Here is an 18,988-nt window from a genome sequence, read left to right as displayed (position 1 = left end):
CGTCCGTGAGGCTGTCGCGGCTTCGAGAGTGCCCTCTCGGTTGTGAGAGTTTCTTACTTCCGCGGTGCCTGTTAATTCCGCTTTCCCTTCTTGCTCTTGCCGTAGCCCGTCACCGTGGCGATCCAGGTGACGAAGTCGCCCGGGTCGGTGTTGGCGCCGTGGCCCTCGTCCCAGTAGTAGAGGTGGTTCACGTCGTCGCCGAGGTGGTCCAGGCGGGCCGCCAGGTTCGCGGAGACGACGTGCGAGGTGTCGGAGTCGCTGGTGCCGAGGCGGATCCACCAGTGCTTGGAGCGGCGGTCGTTGACCTTCTCCACCAGGTGGTACATCGGGTTCATCAGGTTCAGCTTCTCGGGGACGTCGGCGGCGACCCGCTTGGTGCTGAGTCCGGTGGAGTCATTCTTCGCGCCGTACGCCGTGAAGTGACGGGTTTCGGTGGTACCCGCTCCGAATTCATTGTTCTCGCCGGCCGACAGGTCGAAGGCGTCGAAGGCCGGGGTGTCCTTCTTGCGGGCGCCGACGTGGGTGAGGAAGTCGTCCCAGGTGAAGGTGGCCTTGCCGCCGGAGAAGGTGATGAAGGTGTTCTTCGCCAGATACGTCTCGCGGTCCGAGTCCGAGAGATCGGTGAGGTACTTGGTGGCGGACGGCTGCAGGTACTGCTCGACCAGGTAGTCGTCGTAGTTGCGGGCGGTCAGCGGGCCGAAGCCGTTCAGGCCGCGCAGCTTCAGGCCCGCCTGGTACTCGGCGAACTGGGCCTTCAGGTCCTTGGAGACGCTCTGGTCGACCTGCTTGCCGGTGGAGAGGTCGTTGGTGCCCCAGTTCCACTCGTAGGCGCCGTCGGCGTGCTCCAGGTCGGTGATCGGGCACCAGGCGCCGACCGCGAAGATCGCGTCCGAGGCGTCGGCCGCGCCGAGCTCCTTCAGGTACTTGTCGTAGATCGGGCTGTCGCCGGACGCGCCGAGCAGCGAGGACAGGGCGCCGCCGGCGCTGGTGCCAGCAGAAACGATTCGCTCGACATCGCCGGGGATCAGGCCCTTGTTTGCCTTGATGTACCGGACGGCGGCCTTGAGGTCGACGATCGCGGCCGGGGCGGTGCCGTAGTACTCGCCGTCGGAGTTCTTGAGGGTACGGCCGCGGGCGCCGGGCTCGATCACGACGTACCCCGCCGCCAGCGCGAGCAGCTGGTTGCTGGAGGTGGCGCCGCCGGTGGCGTTGGTGTTGCCGTTGGCGTTGGCGGCCGTGCTCGCGGAGGAGCTGGGTGCGGCGCCGCTCGGGGCCGCACCGCCGCCCATCGCGGAACCGCCGCCGACCTCGGTGGCGTCGGCCACGGAGGAGGGCATGTAGCCGCCGATGGAGTTGGCGAGCAGGATCGGGGCGTTCGTCGGGTCGACCGTCTTGCCGTCGATCTCGACCGGGGCGCTGACGATCAGGGACTGGTAGGTGGCGTCCACCGGGTTGGCGACATAGGTGATCGCCTTCCAGAAGTGGTATGTCACATGGTGCTCGGCGCCCTCGGTGTCCGTGATCGTCTTCGTCAGCTTCGAATAGCCGTCGGCGTCGAACTTCAAGGAGTCCGAGGACGACGACGAGCCGCTCGACGCCTGCGCGCTGAGGGTGATTCCGCCGACTGCCGCGACACCGGCCGTGGCGCCGATCCCCATGACCACGGTCCTGCGCTTCACTGCCCTGTGCTTCACCTTGCTGCCTCTCGTCTGCGGACTCCTTGGCCTTGCGGCTGCGAACGTAATCTTCGTTCGACAAAATCGTCAACAATCTGCCGGGTTCTCACGGGAGACCCACAGGGGCATGGGAAGTGCACAGGTTTTCCTCATCCGGGGCTAGGCTGCGCCTCAGGTTCTGACGTAACGTCAGATTTATGGCTGCGACGAATTCCGGCGGAACACACACCGAGGCCCGCCGCTACGACCGCCCCGAACCGGACGCCTTCACCCGCCCCTACTGGGACGCGGCGGCCGAGGGCCGGCTCCTGCTCCGCCGCTGCGGCTCCTGCGGCCGGGCCCACCACTACCCCCGGGAGTTCTGCCCGCACTGCTGGAGCGAGGACGTCACCTGGGAGCGGGCGACCGGCCGCGCGACCCTCTACACCTGGTCCGTCGTCCACCGCAACGACCTGCCGCCCTTCGGCGACCGCGTCCCCTACGTGGCCGCCGTGGTCGACCTCGCCGAGGGCCCGCGCATGATGACGGAACTGGTGGCCGCCGACCCGGAGACCCTGCGCGCCGGACTGGAACTGGAGGTCGCCTTCCGGGACGGGGCACCGGTGTTCCGCCCGGCACCGGCCCGCTGAGATCGGCCGGGCCGCGCGAAGGAGACCGCCGCAACGCTGCCCGGCGACGCGTGGGAGGCGGGACTGCCACCCGGCGGCGGACGGAAACCCGCTGGGCCCTCCCCGGTGCGCGGGTTTCAATGGATCCCATGGCCCTCACCGACGAACAGCCCGCCGACTCCGGTCCCGACGCCACCCCGCACGGTCATGGTCTGCGGCTCGACCGCTGGGACCCGGACGCCGGGGCGCAGGTCGAGGCGTGGCTGCGGGCCCGTACCGATCCGGCCTTCCGCCGCTGGAACACCCCGCTCACCGAGGTGACCGACCACGCGGGTGCCCGAGAGGTCCTGCGCAGGCAGGCGGCGGACAGCACGTGTGAGCCGTTCCGGATCACGGACGCGCGGAGCGGTACGACCCTCGGCCACATCGGCGTCAACATGATCGACCGCACCTTCCGCACGGCCCGGGTCGGCTACTGGGTCCTCCCCGAGGCGCGGGGCCGCGGGGTCGCCACCCGCGCCCTGGCCCTGGCGGCGGACTGGGCCTTCGCCGAACTGGACCTCCACCGCCTGGAGCTGGGCCATGCCCTCGGCCACGACGCGTCCTGCCGCATAGCCGGAACATGCGGTTTCGAGTACGAGGGGACACTGCGGGGCGCCATGTTCGAGGCGGGCCGGCGGGACGCCTTCCGGGACGTGCACCTGCACGCCCGCCTGGCCACGGACCCGAGCCCGGACGTGGACCCGGCCCCGTACCCGGCGCGGGATTAATTCACGTGCGGAGCAGGGCGATGCGCGGCGACCATCGACCATGGCTCCCGAACCCTCCCACTCCACCTGGCACTTCACCTCCGACGTCGACGAATTCCTGGATCGCGCCCACGACTTCCTCCACTCCCGCCCGGACCTGTACACCGTCCACCTCACGGTCACGGCGCAGCTCCGGCGGCGGGGCCCGCGGGCGTACGGCGACGAGCCCCCGGTCTTCGGTTTCCTGACCCGCGCCGACGGCACCGTGGGCGCGGCGCTGCTCCACACGCCCCCCTACGCCCTGAACGTCACCCGCCTCACGGCCGACGAGGCGGAGGCGCTGGTCGGGCGTCTTCTCGACCTCGGCCGTCCGGTGCCCGGGATCTCCGCCGAGCGTGACACGGCGGAGGCGTTCGTGGCGGAGTGGGAGCGGCGGACGGGGCTGCCGGGAAAGCTGCACGAGCTGCAACGCCTTTACCGGCTGACCGAGTTGACGGGCCCCACGCCGGCGCCGGAGGGCCGGGCGAGGGTGGCCGGCGCCTCCGACCGGGACCTGCTGATCCGCTGGTACGAGGGATTCGTGGCCGACGCCGGTGTGCCCGCCGGCCGGGACGCCGGGGAGTGGGCCGACTTCCGGCTCTCGTACGACGGCGTCACCCTCTGGGAGCTGCCCGACGGCACCCCCGTCTCCATGGCCGGCGTGACCCTGGCGGTCGCCGGCCAGGTCCGGGTCGCGCCCGTCTACACCCCGCCGGAGCTGCGCGGCCGCGGCTATGCCGGTGCGGTGACCACGGAGGTCGGCCGGGCGGCGCTGGCCGCGGGCGCCGCCGAGGTGCTGCTCTTCGCGGACCTCGCGAACCCGACGAGCAACGCCCTGTACCAGCGCATCGGCTACCGGCAGGTGGCCGACTGGGCGGTGTACGTCCTCACGGCGACGGCGCCGTGAGGGCGGCCGTTCACGGCCACAGCAGTTGCTTCCGCCATCCCCCGTCCGCCTCCGCGACGTACCGGAGCCGGACGTGGCGCCGGTCCGGGTCGCCCTGGAAGAACTCCGCCTCCTCGGGGCGCAGGCGGTAGAGGGTCCAGGTCGGGGAGGGGGCGGCCGGGTCGGTGCGGGCGCGTTCCCAGGCCGCGTCCGACTCCGCCCGCAGCTCCTCCAGGGAGGACAGGAGCCCGCTCTGGCGGCCGGTGAGCGCGGCGGCCAGGGCGCCCGTCGAGCGGGCGTGCAGGTCGGCCTGGCTCTCGGCCGAGGGGGCCGCGGTGACGGGCCCGCGAAGCCGGACCTGGCGGCCCAGCACCGGCCAGTAGAAGGCCAGGGCCGCGTACGGGCGGACGCTCAGCTGGTGTCCCTTGCGGCTGGTCACGTGGGAGGCGAAGGACCAGCCGTGCGGGTCCGCGCCGTGCAGCATCACGATCCGTACGTCGGCCCGGCCCTCCTCGTCCGACGTCGCCAGCGACACGGTGTGCGGCTCCGGCTGCCCGGCCGCCACCGCGTCCGCGAACCACGTGGTGAAGAGGGGGAGCGGGGCGTCGGGCGCCGAGCCGGGGTCGAAGGGCCGTAGCTCCGTGGTCCCGGGGGACCAGACGCGGAGCGACCTCAGGAGCGCGTGAAGATCCGTTGCTGACATGTGCCGAGTATCACTCCGTACCTCCCGCAGCCGTGTCATCAGCCGTCTCGTGCGGTCGCCCGGGGGCCCGCGGCGCCACACTGGGGGTCACAACAGCGCAAACCACTGCGAACACCTGTGCCCCGGCCGCACACTGTCCGGCATGAGGGGACCGAAGACCGTGAAAGTGGCCGTTCGCCATCTAAGCGGTGATGTCGGACGGCGCAGGACGCGGGCCGTCACCTGGGCCGCCCGCGACTTCCGGCTGGTCCGGCCGGCCGTGGGCCGCGACCGGGTCGAGCTGGAGTGTCCGGTCTGTACGGGGTCCGTCCTCGCCGAGGTCAGCGATCACGCGCGCACCCGGCGGGTGCGGAACGTCTGGGCGGCCGTGTCGGTCGTCTCCCTCCTCATGTCGGTCGTCGCCCTCGGCTACGCCCTCCACGAGGGCGGCCGGGCCCTGCCCGGGGGGCAGTCCCTGCCGGTCCTCTTCCCGGTCGGTGTGATCATCGCCTTGGCCGGGCTCGTCATGACGCCCACGGCATGGGTGCGCAGCCGCCACCACATCGGCGTCACCCTCCTCGACGCCCCGGGGCCCCGCCGTGGCCACCGGATCGTGGCGGTGCGCCAGACGCTTCGCTGAGGGGTGCAGCGACCTGCCGACAGCGGCGCCGTCGTGGCTGGTCGCTCCCCCAAGTTCTCGGCTTCGCTGCCGGACCCGCTCAGGGCGCGTTCCTTCAGTGCCGGGCGAACTGGACCCCGGTCCGCTGCACCACGTCCGGGCGCACGGCGAGGGCCGGCACGGTGAGCTGCTCGCCGTAGATGTCGGTGAGGCGGATCTCGCCGCCGCAGCCGGCGCCCTGCTCGGAGAGGAAGTAGTTGTACCCGGTGCGGGTCAGCGCCTGCCAGCCGCCGCTCGTGCGGACCTCCAGGCGGGCCAGCGGGTTGCGGTGGCCGATCGCCTGGATGCCGCACCAGTACTGGGTGGAACCGGTCTTGTAGCGGATCGAGACCGTCTCGGAGGTGGCCGGGCTCAGCAGGCTCCAGGTGATCTGGATCCGGCCCGCCGACAGCGGCGCGAGCTTCGCGAACGCCTGCCGGCTGAGGTCGAGTTGGCCGGCCGCGCAGGGGGCAGGGCACTCGTTGGTGATCCGCACGGTGATGGACGTGCCGCTTGCCGCGCGGACGGAGATGTACGCCCCGCAGGCCTTCGCCGTCTCGTAGTCCGCGGTGTTCATCGCCGCGGTCATCACGTCGGAGGTCGGCCCGTAGGAGCAGGCGCCGTCGCCGTTGCCGACGTCGTAGGAGGTGGCGACCCCCTGGTAGCTGGTGCCGGGGCGGATCCGGCCGGCCGCGGGGGCCGTGGTGGTGGCGGTGGAGACGCCGGTCGTGCTGCTCGCCGGACGCTTGGCCGGGGCGGCGGAGGGGGTCACGGACGCGGACGGGGTGGTCCGCTTGCTCGCCGTGCGGGTCGGGGTGGCCGTCGGGGACGGCTTCGGCGACGGGTTCTTCGGTGTCGCCGCCGTGCTCGGCACGGCCTGGGACGCGGATCCGGAGACCGCCCGGTCCTGTCCGGTGGCGCCGGCCGCGGCGCCGGGACGGAAGGCCACGGCCAGGGTCACGACCAGGGCGACGGCGGCGACGGCGGCCACCGCGGCCAACGGGCCGCGCACCGGGCGCCAGTCGAAGTCCCGGTCCGGCTTCGGCCGCGGACGGCGGCGATGTGAGGAGGAGGCCACGGAGGGATCCTTACGCGATTCGGCGGTGCGTGTCCTTCGAACGTCTTCTTCCGAGTCCTGGTGAACGTCGAAGCTTCCGGTACGGCAGTGGCCGCCGGGGCCGGAAAGGTTGCCGCCGTTCCGGGAAAAGTCGCCGCCGCTCGGCGAAGGGCTCACCGCCGCCCCAGCACCACCGTCCCCGACGAGCAGAACCAGCCGCCCGTCCCCGACGCCACGCCCAGCTCCGGCAGCCCCCCGTCCGCCCGCCGCACCTGCCGCCGGCCGGCCTCGCCGCGCAGTTGCCGTACCGCCTCCACGAGGAGGAACAGCCCCCGCATGCCGGGGTGCTGGGCCGACAGGCCGCCACCGTCGGTGTTCACCGGGAGTTCGCCGCCCTCGACCAGCAGCCGCCCCTTCTCCACGAACGCCCCGCCCTCGCCCTTGGCGCAGAAGCCCAGGTCCTCCAGGGTGACCAGGGTCATGTAGGTGAACGCGTCGTAGATCTCCGCGAAGTCGATGTCGGAGGGCGTGACTCCGGCCCGGCGGAAGGCCAGTTCGCCGCTCACCGCCGCCGGGGACACCGTGAAGTCCGCCCACTCCGACATGGTGGCGTGGGAGAGGCACTCACCCGTGCCCAGCACCCACACCGGGGCGGTACGGCAGTCCCGTACGTACTCCTCGGCCGCCAGCAGCACCGCCGCGCCGCCGTCCGAGCGGATGCAGCAGTGCAGTTTGGTGAAGGGGTCGGCGATCATCGGGCCGGACAGGACCTCGTCGACCGTGATCGGGGTGCGGAACATCGCGTCCGGGTTGAGCGCCGCGTTCGCCCGCGCCTGCACCGCGACCTCCGCCAACTGCTCGATCGTGGTGCCGTGTTCGATCATGTGGCGGCGGGCGGCCATCGCGTACTTGGCGATGAGGGTGTGGCCGTAGGGGACCTCGAACTGCAGGGGGCCGCGGGCGCCGAAGGACAGGTTCCCGGTGCGCCGCCCCGCCCTGATGTCGGCGCGGGCCGTCGAGCCGTACACCAGCAGGACCGCGTTGGCGTGGCCGGCGGCTATCGCGTCCGCCGCGTGGGCCGCCATGACCTCCCAGGTGGAGCCGCCGACGGCGGTGGAGTCGGCCCAGGTGGGGCGCAGGCCCAGGTACTCGGCCACCTCCACCGGGGCCAGCGTGCCGAGGCCCGCCGACGCGAAGCCGTCCACCGTCTCCCGGGCGAGGCCCGCGTCGGCCAGTGCGCGGCGGGCCGCCTGGGCGTGCAGGGCGTAGGGGGTGGCGTCGTCCACCCGGCCGCAGTCGGAGAGGGCCACGCCGACGACGGCGACCTTGCGGGGTCCAGTCATGAATCTGACGGTACATCAGATACGCTGGACTCCGCCCCTGTGCATCTGCATCCATCGCCCCTAGCATGACGGGCCGTCAGATCGTCAGGAGGTCCGGTCATGGACGCCCGCTTCACCGACGAACAGGACGAGATCCGGCGCGCCCTGCGTGAACTGCTCCACAAGCGCTGCGGTCCACAGGACGTGCGGACCGCCGTCGACAGGGCGGCGGGGTACGACCCCGGCCTGTGGAACGCCCTGGGCGAACAACTCGGCCTGCCCGGGCTCGCCCTCCCCGAGCGGTACGGAGGAGCCGGCTGCTCCCGCACCGAAGCCGCCCTCGCCGCAGAGGAGTTGGGGCGGGCCCTCGCCCCCACCCCGTTCCTCGCCACCGCCGTCCTCGCCGCCCCGCTGCTGCTCGCCCTCGGCACCGACGGCCAGCGTGCCGACCTGCTCCCGAGGATCGCCGACGGCCGCCTCACCGCAGCCCTCGCCGTCCCCGGGGCCGGCCTCGGCACCGCCCTCGCGCTCACCTGCCCCGGCGGCGCCGACTGGGCCGGCGGCGGACGGGCCGGGGGGATCCAGGCGCGGCGCGCGGCGGGCCGGTGGCGGCTGTACGGGGAGGCCGACCAGGTGCTCGACGGGCACAGCGCCGGGCTGCTCCTGGTGCCCGCGCACGCCGGGGGGTACGCCCGCTCGCGCGTTCTCCTCTTCCTGGTGGCGGGGGACGCGGCCGGGGTCGTACGGACGCGGCGGACCGGCCTGGACGCCACCCGCGGTCAGGGCCGGGTACAACTGCGGGATGTGCAGGCCGAGTTGCTCGGGGCCGACGAGGACACCGACGTCCTGGCCGCGCTCGCCGCCCTCGGTGACTTCGTGGCCGCCGTGCTCGCGGCCGAGGCCGTGGGCGCCGCCGACCGGGCGTTGGAGCGGACGGTGGAGTACGTGAAGCAGCGGGAGCAGTTCGGGCGGCCGATCGGGTCGTTCCAGGCGGTCAAGCACCGGCTGGCCGATGTGTACGTGGCGGTGCGCGCGGCCCGGTCGGCGGCCTACTACGCGGCCTGGGCGACCGGCCACGGGGAAGGGGGACGGATGGGCGGGCTGGCGCTCGCGCAGGCGCTGGAGGCGCTGCGGACCGCCGCGGGCGAGGGGATCCAGCTGCACGGCGGGATCGGGTTCACCTGGGAGCACGAGGCCCACCTGTACTTCAAGCGGGCCGCCGGGGACGAGCTGCTGTTCGGGCCGGGGCACCGGCTGCGCGCGCACGCGGCCGAGACGGCCGGGCTGTTCGCGGGACGGGAGGTGGCGGTGTGATCGGCGTACGGCTGGTGCAGAAGGTCTCCGCCACCCGGGGGTTCGCCAAGGTGGCCCCGCACGTGGTCCCGGCCCTGGACCGCGCCGTGCACCGGCTCAGCCGCGGCCGGGTGCTGCTCAGCGCCCAGATGCTGCCCGGGGTGGTCCTCACCTCCACCGGCGCGCGCAGCGGGCAGCCCCGCCGTACGCCGCTGGCGTGCATGCCCGAGGGGGACGGCTGGTTCCTCGTCGGGTCCAACTTCGGGCGCACCGGCCATCCCGCCTGGACGTACAACCTGCTGGGACATCCCGCCGCCGAGATCAGCTGGAAGGGGCAGGACATCCCGGTCACCGCCCGGCTGCTGGAGGGGGCGGAGCGGGCGGAGGCCTGGCGGCTGCTGCTGGTGTTCTGGCCGCCGTACGCCGCCTACCAGGAGCGCGTGGACCGGGAGATCCGGATCTTCCGGCTCACGCGCGGCACGTCATAGCGCGTGCTGGGCGAGCAGCAGCGCTCCGATGCCCAGCATCGCCGCTCCCGAGGTGCGGCTGACCGCGCGGGCCGCGGTCGGGCGGGCCGCCAGGAGGCGGCGGGCGAGAAGGCCGACGGTCAGGTAGACGGCGGTGCAGCAGGCCATGTGGAGGGCGCCGAGCACGGCGGTCTGGAGGGCCACCGGCGGATGGCCGCCCTGGGTGACCAGGAACTGGGGGAGCACGGAGAGGTAGAGCAGCAGCGCCTTCGGGTTGAGACCGCTGATCGCCGCGCCGCGCCAGAAGCCGTCCGCCCCGCCGTCCCCGCCGTCCGTTCCGCCGTCCGCCCCGGCGCCGGCAGCCTGCGGTACCGCCGGCCGGCGCAGCACGCTCCAGCCCAGCCACAGCAGGTATCCGGCGCCGGCCACGGTCAGCGCCGTGAGCAGCCCCGGGGAGCCCGCCACCAGCACCGAGAGCCCGGCCACCGCCAGCGCGGTGTGCAGCGCGTACCCCGCCATCAGGCCGGCCACCGCGCGGCCCACCGAGCGGCCGCGCACCCCGGCGGCGATCACGTACGCCCAGTCGGCGCCCGGCACGCAGATCAGCAGCAGGTCGAGGGCGAGGAAGGAGAACAGGGGTCCGGTGTCCATGAAGGGGACATTAGGCGCGAACGGCCCGAAGGTGTTGCCGAAATTTGCTCAGCGGAGGCGGTTCCGGGGGAGAATCTTCCCCATGGACGACGTGGACCGGAAAATCCTTGCCGAGCTCCAGCAGGACGGGCGGCTGACCGTGACCGAGCTGGCCGGGCGGGTGCGGCTGAGCGTGTCGCCGTGTCACCGGCGGCTGCGTGAGCTGGAGCGGTCGGGGGCGATCAGCGGGTACCGGGCGGTGGTGGACCCGGCCGCCGTGGGGCTGACCTTCGAGGCGCTGGTCTTCGTGTCCATGCGGCAGGAGGACCGGGACACGGTCGCCGACTTCGAGCGGGCGCTCGTGGACATCCCCCATGTGCTGGACGCGCAGCGGCTCTTCGGCGAACCCGACTACCTGCTGCGAGTGGCCACCGCCGACCTCGCCGCCTTCCAGCGGCTCTACGACGAACGGCTCGCGACCCTGCCGGGCGTGCAGCGCCTCACCTCGACGCTGGTGATGAAGCACGTGGTCCGGGACCGGCCGCTGCCGGCGTAGGACGACAGGCGGTGGTCCACCGCTGTGTGTGAACCACCGCCTGCCAGACAGGACCCAGGGCGTGGGCTACTTCGTGGGCTTCTTCCCGGTCACGCCCAGATGCACCAACAGCGCCAGGTTCGGTTTGAGTTCGGCCTGCTTCACGCCCCAGGTCTGGAAACCCTTCTGGTGCGCGGCGACCGCGGCGAGCATCGCGACCAGTGAACCGGCCACGGCCGCCGGGTTCACGTCCTTGTCGACCTTGCCCTTGGACTGCAACTCCGTGATGGAGTCGGTCAAGGAGTTGTTCACCGAGTTCAGGATCTTCATACGGATCTTGTAGAACCGTTTGTCCCCCTCGGCCGCCCCGAGGTCGACCACGCGCAGGATCGCGTCGTTCCTGCGCCAGAACTCCAGGAAACCGTCCACGAGTTCCTGCGCGGTCGCCCAGCCGGCCTTGCCGACCCAGGAGCGTCCCGCCAGGAGCTCGGTCAACTGGCCGCCCTCGGTGGCCATTTGCTCGGCGATCTCCAGGACGGCGCCTTCGACGTCCGGGAAGTACTGGTAGAAGGTCGCGGGTGAAGTGCCCGCCTTCCGGGCGACATCGATGACCTTGACGTCCCGGTAAGGGGAGGAGCTGAGCATCTCGCTGAGGCAGTCGAGCAGTTTCTGCCGGGTCGCCTGCCCACGCCGGCCGGCCACGCGGCCGTCGACGGTACGCACTTGTCCTGTCATGCCGTCAGCTTACCGAGGGGTGATCGGAGCGCGATTCGGCCGACTGCAAATGGGGTGCACGGGGGCACGGGGGTACTGCGGGGGAAGGGAAGCGGAACGGAAAGCGCCGGTCACTCCGGGCGGGTGCGGCTGGTCTGCGCGGTGCGGGCCGGGCGGTTACTTTGACGGCATGGCCGAAAACAGGGCATCCGGATACCCGGAGGGCGTCCCGTGCTGGGTGGACGCGCAGCTCCCCGACGTCGAGGCGGGCAAGCGGTTCTACGGCGGGCTCTTCGGGTGGACCTTCGAGGACGCCGGAGGAGCCGAGGGAGGGGCCGTGTGGGCCCGCCTCGGCGGCGCGGGCGTCGCCAGGCTGGCGCGGAAGAGGGACGGCCGGATGCCCACCGTCTGGACGGTGTACTTCGCGACCCCGGACGCCCGGGACCTCGCCCGCCGGATCGTCGCCGCCGGCGGGCAGATCGTCAACGACCCCGCCCCGGTGCGCGACCTCGGCACCGCCGCGCTGGCCGCCGACCCCACAGGCGCCGTCTTCGGCATCTGGCAGGCCGCGAGCCATGCCGGCTTCGGTGTCCGGCACGTCCCCGGCAGCTTCGCCTGGGCGCAGCTCTACACGACCGACACCGACGCGGCCAACGCCTTCTACGGCCACCTCTTCACCGACGCGCTCTTCGGCGCCGGCGCCGACCCGGACTTCGGCCGCGCCCCCGTGACCGAGGTGTTCGCGGCCGGGATGCCGTCCCAGTTCGTCGTCCACTTCCGCACCGGGGACGTCACGGCCGCGGTCGGGGCGGTACAGCAGTCGGGCGGCCGGGTGCAGGCGCCGCCCTTCGAGACGTCGTACGGAAAAGTCGCCGTCGTGACCGACAATCAAGGGGCGTCCTTCGCGCTGCTGGAACGCTGAGGCCGGAAAAGTACGGTTCCCGGCGGACTAATGTCTTAATTTGCCATGAGACACCCCGATTGGTCGCCGGGTTCGCAACCTGTGCCCGGGCCAGGAAGAATCGGGGTGCGTGCCGCCATGGCGGTGCGGTGGTGAGACGCTGCACGGGGTCGCGTACATATGTGGGTGGACGGGGCCCGTACGGGGAGGTGGCAGGCAAGTGGTGGATCAGCTGACGCAGCACGATCCGCGGCGGATCGGGCCGTTCGAGGTGCTGGGACGGCTGGGGGCCGGCGGCATGGGGCTGGTCTATCTCGCGCGCTCGGCGTCGGGCCGGCGCGTGGCGATCAAGACCGTCCGGACCGAGCTCGCCGAGGACCAGCTGTTCCGGGTCCGCTTCACCCGCGAGGTGGAGGCGGCCCGCGCGGTCTCCGGTTTCTACACGGCGGCCGTCGTCGACGCCGACCCGCGTGCCGCCGTGCCGTGGCTCGCGACCGCGTACGTGCCGGCGCCCTCCCTCGAAGAGATAGTGAACGACTGCGGGCCGCTCCCGGCCCAGGCGGTCCGCTGGCTCGCGGCGGGCGTCGCCGAGGCGCTCCAGTCGATCCACGGCGCCGGACTCGTCCACCGCGACCTCAAGCCCTCCAACGTCCTCGTCGTCGAGGACGGCCCCCGGGTCATCGACTTCGGTATCGCCTCCGGTGTCTCGAACACCCGGCTGACGATGACGAACGTCGCGGTCGGCACCCCCGCGTACATGTCGCCGGAGCAGGCGAAGGACTCCCGGTCCGTGACCGGCGCGAGCGACGTCTTCTCCCTCGGCTCCATGCTCGTCTTCGCCGCCACCGGCCACCCGCCCTTCCACGGCGCCAACCCGGTCGAGACCGTCTTCATGCTGCTCCGTGAAGGCCCCGACCTCGAAGGCCTGCCGGCGGAACTGCGTCCCCTCATCGAGTCCTGCATGCAGATGGAGGCCACCGCCCGGCCCAACCCGGCCGACCTCCAGGCCCAGCTCGCCCCCCACCTGTTCGGCTCCGGCTCGGACGACAGCGGGACGGCGTCCGCCTGGCTGCCCGAGAAGGCGGTCGGGCTGATCGAGTCCCGCCGCGGCGGCCGCCCCGCGGTGAAACCCTCCGCCAACCCGTCCGGCGCCCGCAGCGCCGGCCGCCTAGCGGTCCCTCCGCCGCCCTCCTACGACCCCGCGGTCCCCGCCCCCGTCCCGGTGGGCGCCCCCGACGCCGGTCCGGTCCGCCTCGCCGGCGCCCAGGTGCCGATCGGCCCCGGCCCGCGCGTCGCCGACGCCCGCGCCGCCGCCGTGAAGGCGCCCCCGCCCGAGGCCGGCCTGGTCGCCAGCTGGTCCCGCCCGCACCCCGGCGTCAACGGCGCCGACCCCGCCGGACCGCCGGTGCCCGCGCTGCCCCCGGAGACGGCGTCCGGCTGGCGGCCCTGGCGGTTCCGGATGTCCAACGACGTCTGGGGCACCCCGGCCGTCGACGGCGACCTCGTCTACGTCACCTCCTTCGAGGTGCACGCGCTCGACGTGGCCACCGGCCGCCGCCGCTTCAAGACGAGAGACGTCGCCTGGTCCATGGCGGTGGCGGACGGCCGTATCCACGCCTCCGACGGCCCCACCCTGTTCGCCCTGGAGGCCCGCGAGGGCGGCGACCTGTGGCGGCTGTCCACCGACGCCTGGGTGTACGCCCTCAAGGCCGACCGCGGCACCCTCGTCACCGGCACCCGGGGCGGCGGGGTCCAGGCCTGGGAGGCGTCCAACGGGCAGAAGCTCTGGGAGCTGTCCGGTGCCCAGACCGACTTCGAGGCCCCCGAGTCCGGCCCGTCCCTCCACGACGGCAGGGTGTACGTCTGGCAGGACGCGCGCCTGCGCGCCCTCGACGCCCGCACCGGTGACGAACGCTGGTCCTACCCCATCGGCGACGCGGCCTCCTGCGGCGGCGTCCCGGTCCGCCTCACCCACGCCGACGACGGCTTCGTGTACGCCTCCGCGGGAACCCGCGTCATCGCCCTCGACACCGCGACCGGACGCGTGCGCTGGCACTTCGAGGCCCCGGCCGTCTTCCTCTCCCCGCCCACCTTCGTCCCCGGCCCCGCCGTGACCGGCGGCGGCATCTACCTCGCCGACTACCTCGGCACCGTCTACGCCCTCGACGCCACCGACGGCCGCGACCGCTGGCGCATCGCGACGGAGGCCCGCGCCTCGATCGAGCCGGTGCTGGTCGCCGCCGGTCACGTCCACGTCGGCAGCGGCAAGGGGCTCTACACGCTGGACGCGGTCACCGGCACCCCCAAATGGCGGTTCCAGGCGGGCGGCGACGTGGTGGGCGCGCCGGCGGTGGCCGAGGGCCGCATCCACTTCGGCTCCACCGACCACCTGCTCTACACCCTGAAGGCCGACGACGGCCGCCTGCGCTGGAAGCTGGCGACGGGCGGGGAGATCACCGGCTCGCCGGTGGTGCGTGACGGGGTGGTGTACGCGTGCAGCAAGGACCGGTGCGTGTACGCCCTGGACGCCGAGAAGGGCACGGGGACGGCACGCACGGCGTGAGTGCCGCGATCTGTTGACGGGCGGCTGCGGCTGCGTGGGGGCTGATCGCGCAGTTCCCCGCGCCCCTGGGTCGGCTGTCGCCCCGTCGGCTGGGCAGGGCGCCCCTTCAGGGGCGCGGGGAACTACGCGACAAGCCACCGGCGTACCCGCAGTCGCGTGGCGGCGGCGAGTGGCACCCCTCTGGGCGGGGTCTCAGCGCATACGGGGGGCGCCGCGCCCCCGGTCGGCGAACAGCTCCGCCTGGCGCTCATCGGGCAGGTTCCCCAGCGAGATGAGGTGCGGCGCCTGCCCGAACCCCCTTTCCCGGGCCGCCTCCTTCGCCGCCCACAGTGCTCGTACGCTGCCCTGCACGCCCTCCGTCGGATACCCGGCGACGACGGTCGCGCACCGGACGGCGGCCGTCAGCGCCTCACCGGCGGGGGTCACTTCGGAGACCAGCCCCAGTTCGTACGCCCTGCGCACCCCCAGCCGCTCGGCGTTGCCCATGAGCACCATCCGGGCCACCTCCCCGTACGGCATCCGCTGCGCCATCAGCACCGACTCGTACGCGCTGACCATGCCGTAGGAGGTGTGCGGGTCGAAGAAGGCCGCGGTCTCGTCGGCGATCACGAAGTCGCACTCGCCCAGCAGGTAGAAGGCACCCCCGCAGGCCATCCCGGCCACGGCGGCGATCACCGGCTTCCACAGGTCGTTCGACTTCGGCCCGATCGCGATCAGCGGATCGTCCTGGCTGTACGGCGAGGACGGCTGTGGCACCACGGCGTCCCGGTCGAGCCCGGTACTGAAGGCGCGTCCGCCGGCCCCGGTGAGGACGACCGCCCGTACGGTGTCGTCGAAGCGCAGCGCCCGCCAGGTGGCGGAGAGTTCGGCGGCCGTCGCGAGGTCGATGGCGTTGAGCCGCGTGGGGCGGTCGAGGGTGAGGACGGCGACCCCGCTCTCCTTGTCCGTCTCCAGCCGCAGGCTCACGGCCGCTCCAGGACCCACTGCGGGAGACCGTCCGCGAAGACCGCCTGCACCCGGGCGCCGATCCGGATCCGGTCCGGGGGAAGGGAGTCGAGAGGCGCCCCCGCCCCGCTCACCACGTTCCCCACCATCCGCACCCGGGGCGCGTCGTCCAGTTCCACGACGACGACGTTGTACGGCGCCTGGGCGGCGTAGTCGGGCAGGAGCGGCGGGTGCGGGACGACGTACGACCAGATCCGGCCCCGCCCGCTCGTCGGCCGCCACTCGCTCGCGAAGGACTGGCAGTGCGGGCAGCAGGGCCGGGGCGGGAAGCGGGGTTCGCCGCAGTCGGCGCAGGCCTGGACGCGGAGTTCGCCGCGGGCCGCGTACTCCCAGAAGGGGGCGCCGTCGGTGTCGGTGGCCGGTCGCAGCATCTCAGCTCCGGTTGGTGAGGAGGAGGGCGGAGGTCGGGACGCCCTCGCCGGCGGTGACCAGGCAGGTGGCGGCGCCCGGCACCTGGGCGGTACTGGTGCCGCGCAACTGCTTGACGCCCTCGGTGATCAGGTTGAACCCGTGCACGTACGCCTCGGAGAGCCCGCCGCCCCCGGTGTTGATGGGCAGCCGCCCGCCGATCTCCAGCGCCCCCTGCTCGGTGAACGCCCCGCCCTCCCCGCGCCCGCAGAAGCCGTAGCCCTCCAGGGAGAGGGGGATCAGGGCGGTGAACGCGTCGTAGATCTGGGCGACGTCGACGTCCTCCGGAGTGAGGTCGGCGTGCTTCCACAGGTGCCGGGCGGCGGTCCAGGCGGGGCCGGTGAGGGGATCGTCGTTCCAGTAGTTGACCATGCCGTGGTGCTGGGCGGGGAGGCCCTGGGCGGCCGAGTGGACGTAGACGGGGGCCCGCCGGCAGTCCCGGGCCCGCTCGCTGCTGACCACCACGCACGCCAGCGCCCCGTCCGTCTCCAGGCAGTTGTCGAAGAGGCAGAGCGGCTCGCTGATCCACCGGGAGGTCATGTACATCTCCCGGGTGAGCGGGCGGTCGTACATGACGGCGGCCGGGTTCTGGTTGGCGCGGTTGCGGCAGGCGAGGGCGACGTTGAAGAGGTGGTCGCGGGTGGCGCCGTACTCGTGCATGTAGCGGCGGGTGAGCATGGCTATCTCGTCGGCGGGACGCAGGAGACCGAAGGGCCGGGTCCACTGGGCGGGGGTCGGGAGCTGGACGGCGGTGTTGGTCCAGGGGCGGGGCCCGGAGCCGCGCTTGCGGGACCGCCACGCCACTCCCACCGTGGCCTGCCCGCTCGCTATCGCCGCGGCGAGATGCGCGACCGTGGCACAGGAACCGCCGCCCCCGTAGCCCACCTTGCTGAAGAAGGTCAGGTCGCCGAAGCCGACCGCCTTGGCCAGCTCCACCTCGTCGGTCTCCTCCATGGTGAAGGAGGCGACGGCGTCGACCTCGCCGGGGGCGATGCCGGCGTCGTCCAGGGCGGCCACGACGGCCCGGCAGGCGAGGGTCTTCTCGTCCTCGTCGAGCCGTTTGGCGAAGGGGGTCTGCCCGATCCCGACGATGGCGGTGGCGTTCTTGACGCCCCTGAGACCGGCCATGTGCCCGCACCTCCACGGCTCTCGCGGTTTGCTGACAGGCCGTCAGGCTACCGCTAATCTGACGAACAGTCAGCTATGCGTCCGGGGAGGCCGGTTGTGCGCGGTGACATGGAGTGGGGGACCGTTCCGGGGCTGGTGCGGTCGGCGGCGAAGCGGTACGCGGACGTCGAGGCGGTGGTGGACGGCCGGACCCGGATCACCTACGCCGAACTGGGCGTCCGGGTGGAACGGGCGGCGGCCGCCTGCCTGGCCGCCGGCGTCGAGGCCGGCGACCGGGTGGGCATCTGGGCGCCGAACTCCCTGGACTGGATCGTCGCGGCGCTGGGCGCGGTGTCGGCGGGCGGGGTGCTGGTCCCGCTGAACACCCGCTTCAAGGGCACGGAGGCGGCGGACGTGCTGCGCAGGAGCGGGGCCCGGCTGCTGTTCGTGACGGGGACGTTCCTGGGCACCTCGTACGTGGCGTCGCTGCGGCGGGCGGCGGAGCAGGGGGCCGGCGCCGGCCCCCTGCCGGGGCTGCCCGCCCTGCGGGACGTGGTGGTGCTGTCGGACGACGCGCCGGTGGACTTCCGCACCTGGAAGGACTTCCTTGCGGCCGGGGAGGGCGTCGGCGCCGGAGAGGTCGCCGCCCGCTCGGCCGGGTTGGACGGCGACTGCCTCTCCGACATCGTCTTCACCTCGGGGACGACGGGCCGCCCCAAGGGCGCGATGATCACGCATGCGCAGACCCTCCGCGCCTACGAGGTCTGGGCCGACCTGGCGGGCCTGCGCACCGACGACCGCTATCTGATCGTGAACCCCTTCTTCCACACGTTCGGCTACAAGGCCGGGGTGATCGCCTGCCTGATGCGCGGCGCGACGATGATCCCGCAGCCGGTGTTCAGCGTGGAGACGGTCCTGGCGAACGTGGCGGCGGAACGCGTGTCGGTCCTCCCGGGCCCCCCGACCCTCCACCAGTCGCTCCTGGACCACCCGGCCCGCGACACCCACGACCTCTCGGCCCTGCGCCTGGTGGTGACGGGAGCGGCGGTCGTCCCGTTGGCGCTGGTGGAACGCCTGCGCGGCGAACTCCGCGTCGAGACCGTGCTCACCGCCTACGGCCTCTCCGAGGCGAGCGGGATCGTGACGATGTGCCGCCGGGGCGACGACCCGACGGTGATCGCGTCGACGTCGGGCCGGGCGATACCCGGGACCGAGGTGCGGGTGGACGAGGCCGGGGAGGTGCTGGTCCGCGGCTTCAACGTCATGCGCGGCTACTACGAGGACCCGGCGGCCACCGCCGCCACCCTGACGCCGGACGGCTGGCTGCGCACCGGCGACGTCGGCGTCCTGGACCCGGCCGGCAACCTCCGCATCACCGACCGCCTCAAGGACATGTTCATCGTCGGCGGCTTCAACGCCTACCCGGCGGAGATAGAGCAACTGCTCGGCCTGCACCCGGACGTGGCGGACGTGGCCGTCGTCGGCGTCCCGGACGGCCGCCTGGGCGAGGTCGGCAAGGCGTTCGTGGTGCGGCGCCCCGGTGCGGTGCTGACAGCCGACGACCTGATCGCCTGGGCCCGCCGCGAGATGGCCAACTACAAGGTCCCGCGGACGGTGGAGTTCGTGGCGGAACTGCCGCGCAACGCGAGCGGGAAGGTGGTGAAGGGGGAGCTGCGGGCCAGGTGAGC

19 protein-coding genes are annotated in these 18,988 nt (G+C 73.0%); 10 read left to right on the top strand and 9 right to left on the bottom strand.

Annotation, left to right across the window (positions count from 1 at the left end; translation table 11 throughout):
• Nucleotides 1-71: 71 nt before the first annotated feature.
• Nucleotides 72-1,658 carry a subtype B tannase gene (locus OHB00_RS22895; RefSeq protein ID WP_406445951.1) on the bottom strand — a complete coding sequence of 529 codons (1,587 nt, stop codon included), beginning with the start codon at nucleotides 1,656-1,658 and terminating at the stop codon, nucleotides 72-74.
• A gap of 215 nt (nucleotides 1,659-1,873) precedes the next feature.
• On the opposite strand from OHB00_RS22895, the gene OHB00_RS22890 reads away from it, so the two are divergent.
• From OHB00_RS22890 to OHB00_RS22880, 3 genes are all read left to right on the top strand, one after another.
• Nucleotides 1,874-2,305, top strand: a complete 432-nt coding sequence (locus OHB00_RS22890) for a Zn-ribbon domain-containing OB-fold protein (protein WP_406437062.1) — start codon at nucleotides 1,874-1,876, stop codon at nucleotides 2,303-2,305.
• A 128-nt stretch (nucleotides 2,306-2,433) separates the two neighbouring features.
• Nucleotides 2,434-3,054: a GNAT family N-acetyltransferase gene (locus OHB00_RS22885; RefSeq protein WP_406437060.1), complete on the top strand. Its 621-nt coding sequence runs from the start codon at nucleotides 2,434-2,436 to the stop codon at nucleotides 3,052-3,054.
• A gap of 40 nt (nucleotides 3,055-3,094) precedes the next feature.
• Complete coding sequence (locus OHB00_RS22880; RefSeq protein WP_406437058.1) at nucleotides 3,095-3,979, top strand: GNAT family N-acetyltransferase; 885 nt, start codon at nucleotides 3,095-3,097, stop codon at nucleotides 3,977-3,979.
• Nucleotides 3,980-3,989: 10 nt separating this feature from the next.
• Here OHB00_RS22880 and OHB00_RS22875 read toward each other — a convergent pair whose 3' ends face one another.
• Nucleotides 3,990-4,661, bottom strand: coding sequence for a pyridoxal 5'-phosphate synthase (locus OHB00_RS22875; RefSeq protein WP_406437056.1), 672 nt, complete (start codon nucleotides 4,659-4,661; stop codon nucleotides 3,990-3,992).
• 142 nt (nucleotides 4,662-4,803) lie between these two features.
• On the opposite strand from OHB00_RS22875, the gene OHB00_RS22870 reads away from it, so the two are divergent.
• On the top strand, nucleotides 4,804-5,280 hold the full coding sequence (locus OHB00_RS22870) for a hypothetical protein (RefSeq protein ID WP_406437054.1): 477 nt from the start codon (nucleotides 4,804-4,806) through the stop codon (nucleotides 5,278-5,280).
• A gap of 94 nt (nucleotides 5,281-5,374) precedes the next feature.
• Here OHB00_RS22870 and OHB00_RS22865 read toward each other — a convergent pair whose 3' ends face one another.
• Together OHB00_RS22865 and OHB00_RS22860 are read right to left on the bottom strand one after the other, a co-directional pair.
• Nucleotides 5,375-6,376, bottom strand: coding sequence for an expansin EXLX1 family cellulose-binding protein (locus tag OHB00_RS22865; RefSeq protein WP_406437052.1), 1,002 nt, complete (start codon nucleotides 6,374-6,376; stop codon nucleotides 5,375-5,377).
• Nucleotides 6,377-6,528: 152 nt separating this feature from the next.
• The gene (locus tag OHB00_RS22860; protein ID WP_406437050.1) at nucleotides 6,529-7,698 is read right to left on the bottom strand and encodes a thiolase C-terminal domain-containing protein; all 1,170 of its coding nucleotides are present in this window, start codon (nucleotides 7,696-7,698) and stop codon (nucleotides 6,529-6,531) included.
• 99 nt (nucleotides 7,699-7,797) lie between these two features.
• Between OHB00_RS22860 and OHB00_RS22855 the strand changes: the two genes are divergently transcribed.
• Together OHB00_RS22855 and OHB00_RS22850 are read left to right on the top strand one after the other, a co-directional pair.
• The gene (locus OHB00_RS22855; RefSeq protein ID WP_406437049.1) at nucleotides 7,798-8,991 is read left to right on the top strand and encodes an acyl-CoA dehydrogenase family protein; all 1,194 of its coding nucleotides are present in this window, start codon (nucleotides 7,798-7,800) and stop codon (nucleotides 8,989-8,991) included.
• On the top strand, nucleotides 8,988-9,458 hold the full coding sequence (locus OHB00_RS22850) for a nitroreductase/quinone reductase family protein (protein WP_406437047.1): 471 nt from the start codon (nucleotides 8,988-8,990) through the stop codon (nucleotides 9,456-9,458). Before OHB00_RS22855 ends, OHB00_RS22850 begins: the two co-directional genes overlap by 4 nt.
• Here OHB00_RS22850 and OHB00_RS22845 read toward each other — a convergent pair.
• Nucleotides 9,453-10,088: a LysE family translocator gene (locus tag OHB00_RS22845; RefSeq protein WP_406437045.1), complete on the bottom strand. Its 636-nt coding sequence runs from the start codon at nucleotides 10,086-10,088 to the stop codon at nucleotides 9,453-9,455. The two genes, OHB00_RS22850 and OHB00_RS22845, sit on opposite strands and share 6 nt — an antisense overlap.
• Nucleotides 10,089-10,170: 82 nt before the next feature.
• On the opposite strand from OHB00_RS22845, the gene OHB00_RS22840 reads away from it, so the two are divergent.
• Nucleotides 10,171-10,623 carry an Lrp/AsnC family transcriptional regulator gene (locus tag OHB00_RS22840; RefSeq protein ID WP_406437043.1) on the top strand — a complete coding sequence of 151 codons (453 nt, stop codon included), beginning with the start codon at nucleotides 10,171-10,173 and terminating at the stop codon, nucleotides 10,621-10,623.
• Nucleotides 10,624-10,689: 66 nt separating this feature from the next.
• Here OHB00_RS22840 and OHB00_RS22835 read toward each other — a convergent pair whose 3' ends face one another.
• Nucleotides 10,690-11,337, bottom strand: a complete 648-nt coding sequence (locus tag OHB00_RS22835) for a TetR family transcriptional regulator (RefSeq protein ID WP_406437041.1) — start codon at nucleotides 11,335-11,337, stop codon at nucleotides 10,690-10,692.
• A 169-nt stretch (nucleotides 11,338-11,506) separates the two neighbouring features.
• On the opposite strand from OHB00_RS22835, the gene OHB00_RS22830 reads away from it, so the two are divergent.
• Together OHB00_RS22830 and OHB00_RS22825 are read left to right on the top strand one after the other, a co-directional pair.
• Nucleotides 11,507-12,238 (top strand): VOC family protein, encoded by a 732-nt coding sequence (locus OHB00_RS22830; protein WP_406437039.1) that lies wholly within the window; start codon nucleotides 11,507-11,509, stop codon nucleotides 12,236-12,238.
• 199 nt (nucleotides 12,239-12,437) lie between these two features.
• A complete protein-coding gene (locus OHB00_RS22825) occupies nucleotides 12,438-14,780 on the top strand; it encodes a PQQ-binding-like beta-propeller repeat protein (protein ID WP_406437037.1) in 2,343 nt (780 codons plus the stop codon).
• A 192-nt stretch (nucleotides 14,781-14,972) separates the two neighbouring features.
• Here OHB00_RS22825 and OHB00_RS22820 read toward each other — a convergent pair whose 3' ends face one another.
• From OHB00_RS22820 to OHB00_RS22810, 3 genes are read right to left on the bottom strand one after another with little or no spacing between them, the layout of a single operon-like run.
• Nucleotides 14,973-15,746: an enoyl-CoA hydratase/isomerase family protein gene (locus OHB00_RS22820; RefSeq protein ID WP_406437035.1), complete on the bottom strand. Its 774-nt coding sequence runs from the start codon at nucleotides 15,744-15,746 to the stop codon at nucleotides 14,973-14,975.
• Nucleotides 15,743-16,156, bottom strand: coding sequence for a Zn-ribbon domain-containing OB-fold protein (locus OHB00_RS22815; RefSeq protein WP_181805591.1), 414 nt, complete (start codon nucleotides 16,154-16,156; stop codon nucleotides 15,743-15,745). The genes OHB00_RS22820 and OHB00_RS22815 overlap by 4 nt, the downstream gene beginning before the upstream one ends.
• Nucleotide 16,157: 1 nt before the next feature.
• Nucleotides 16,158-17,321 (bottom strand): lipid-transfer protein, encoded by a 1,164-nt coding sequence (locus OHB00_RS22810; protein ID WP_406437033.1) that lies wholly within the window; start codon nucleotides 17,319-17,321, stop codon nucleotides 16,158-16,160.
• 108 nt (nucleotides 17,322-17,429) lie between these two features.
• Between OHB00_RS22810 and OHB00_RS22805 the strand changes: the two genes are divergently transcribed.
• Entirely contained in the window at nucleotides 17,430-18,986 is a 1,557-nt protein-coding gene (locus OHB00_RS22805; protein ID WP_406445949.1) for a FadD3 family acyl-CoA ligase, read from the top strand.
• Nucleotides 18,987-18,988 lie beyond the last annotated feature (2 nt).

This window comes from Streptomyces sp. NBC_00631, from assembly GCF_045206895.1.
Taxonomy (GTDB): domain Bacteria; phylum Actinomycetota; class Actinomycetes; order Streptomycetales; family Streptomycetaceae; genus Streptomyces.
Note: the sequence above shows the minus strand (reverse complement) of the source record. Positions and strands in the feature narration are given on the sequence as shown.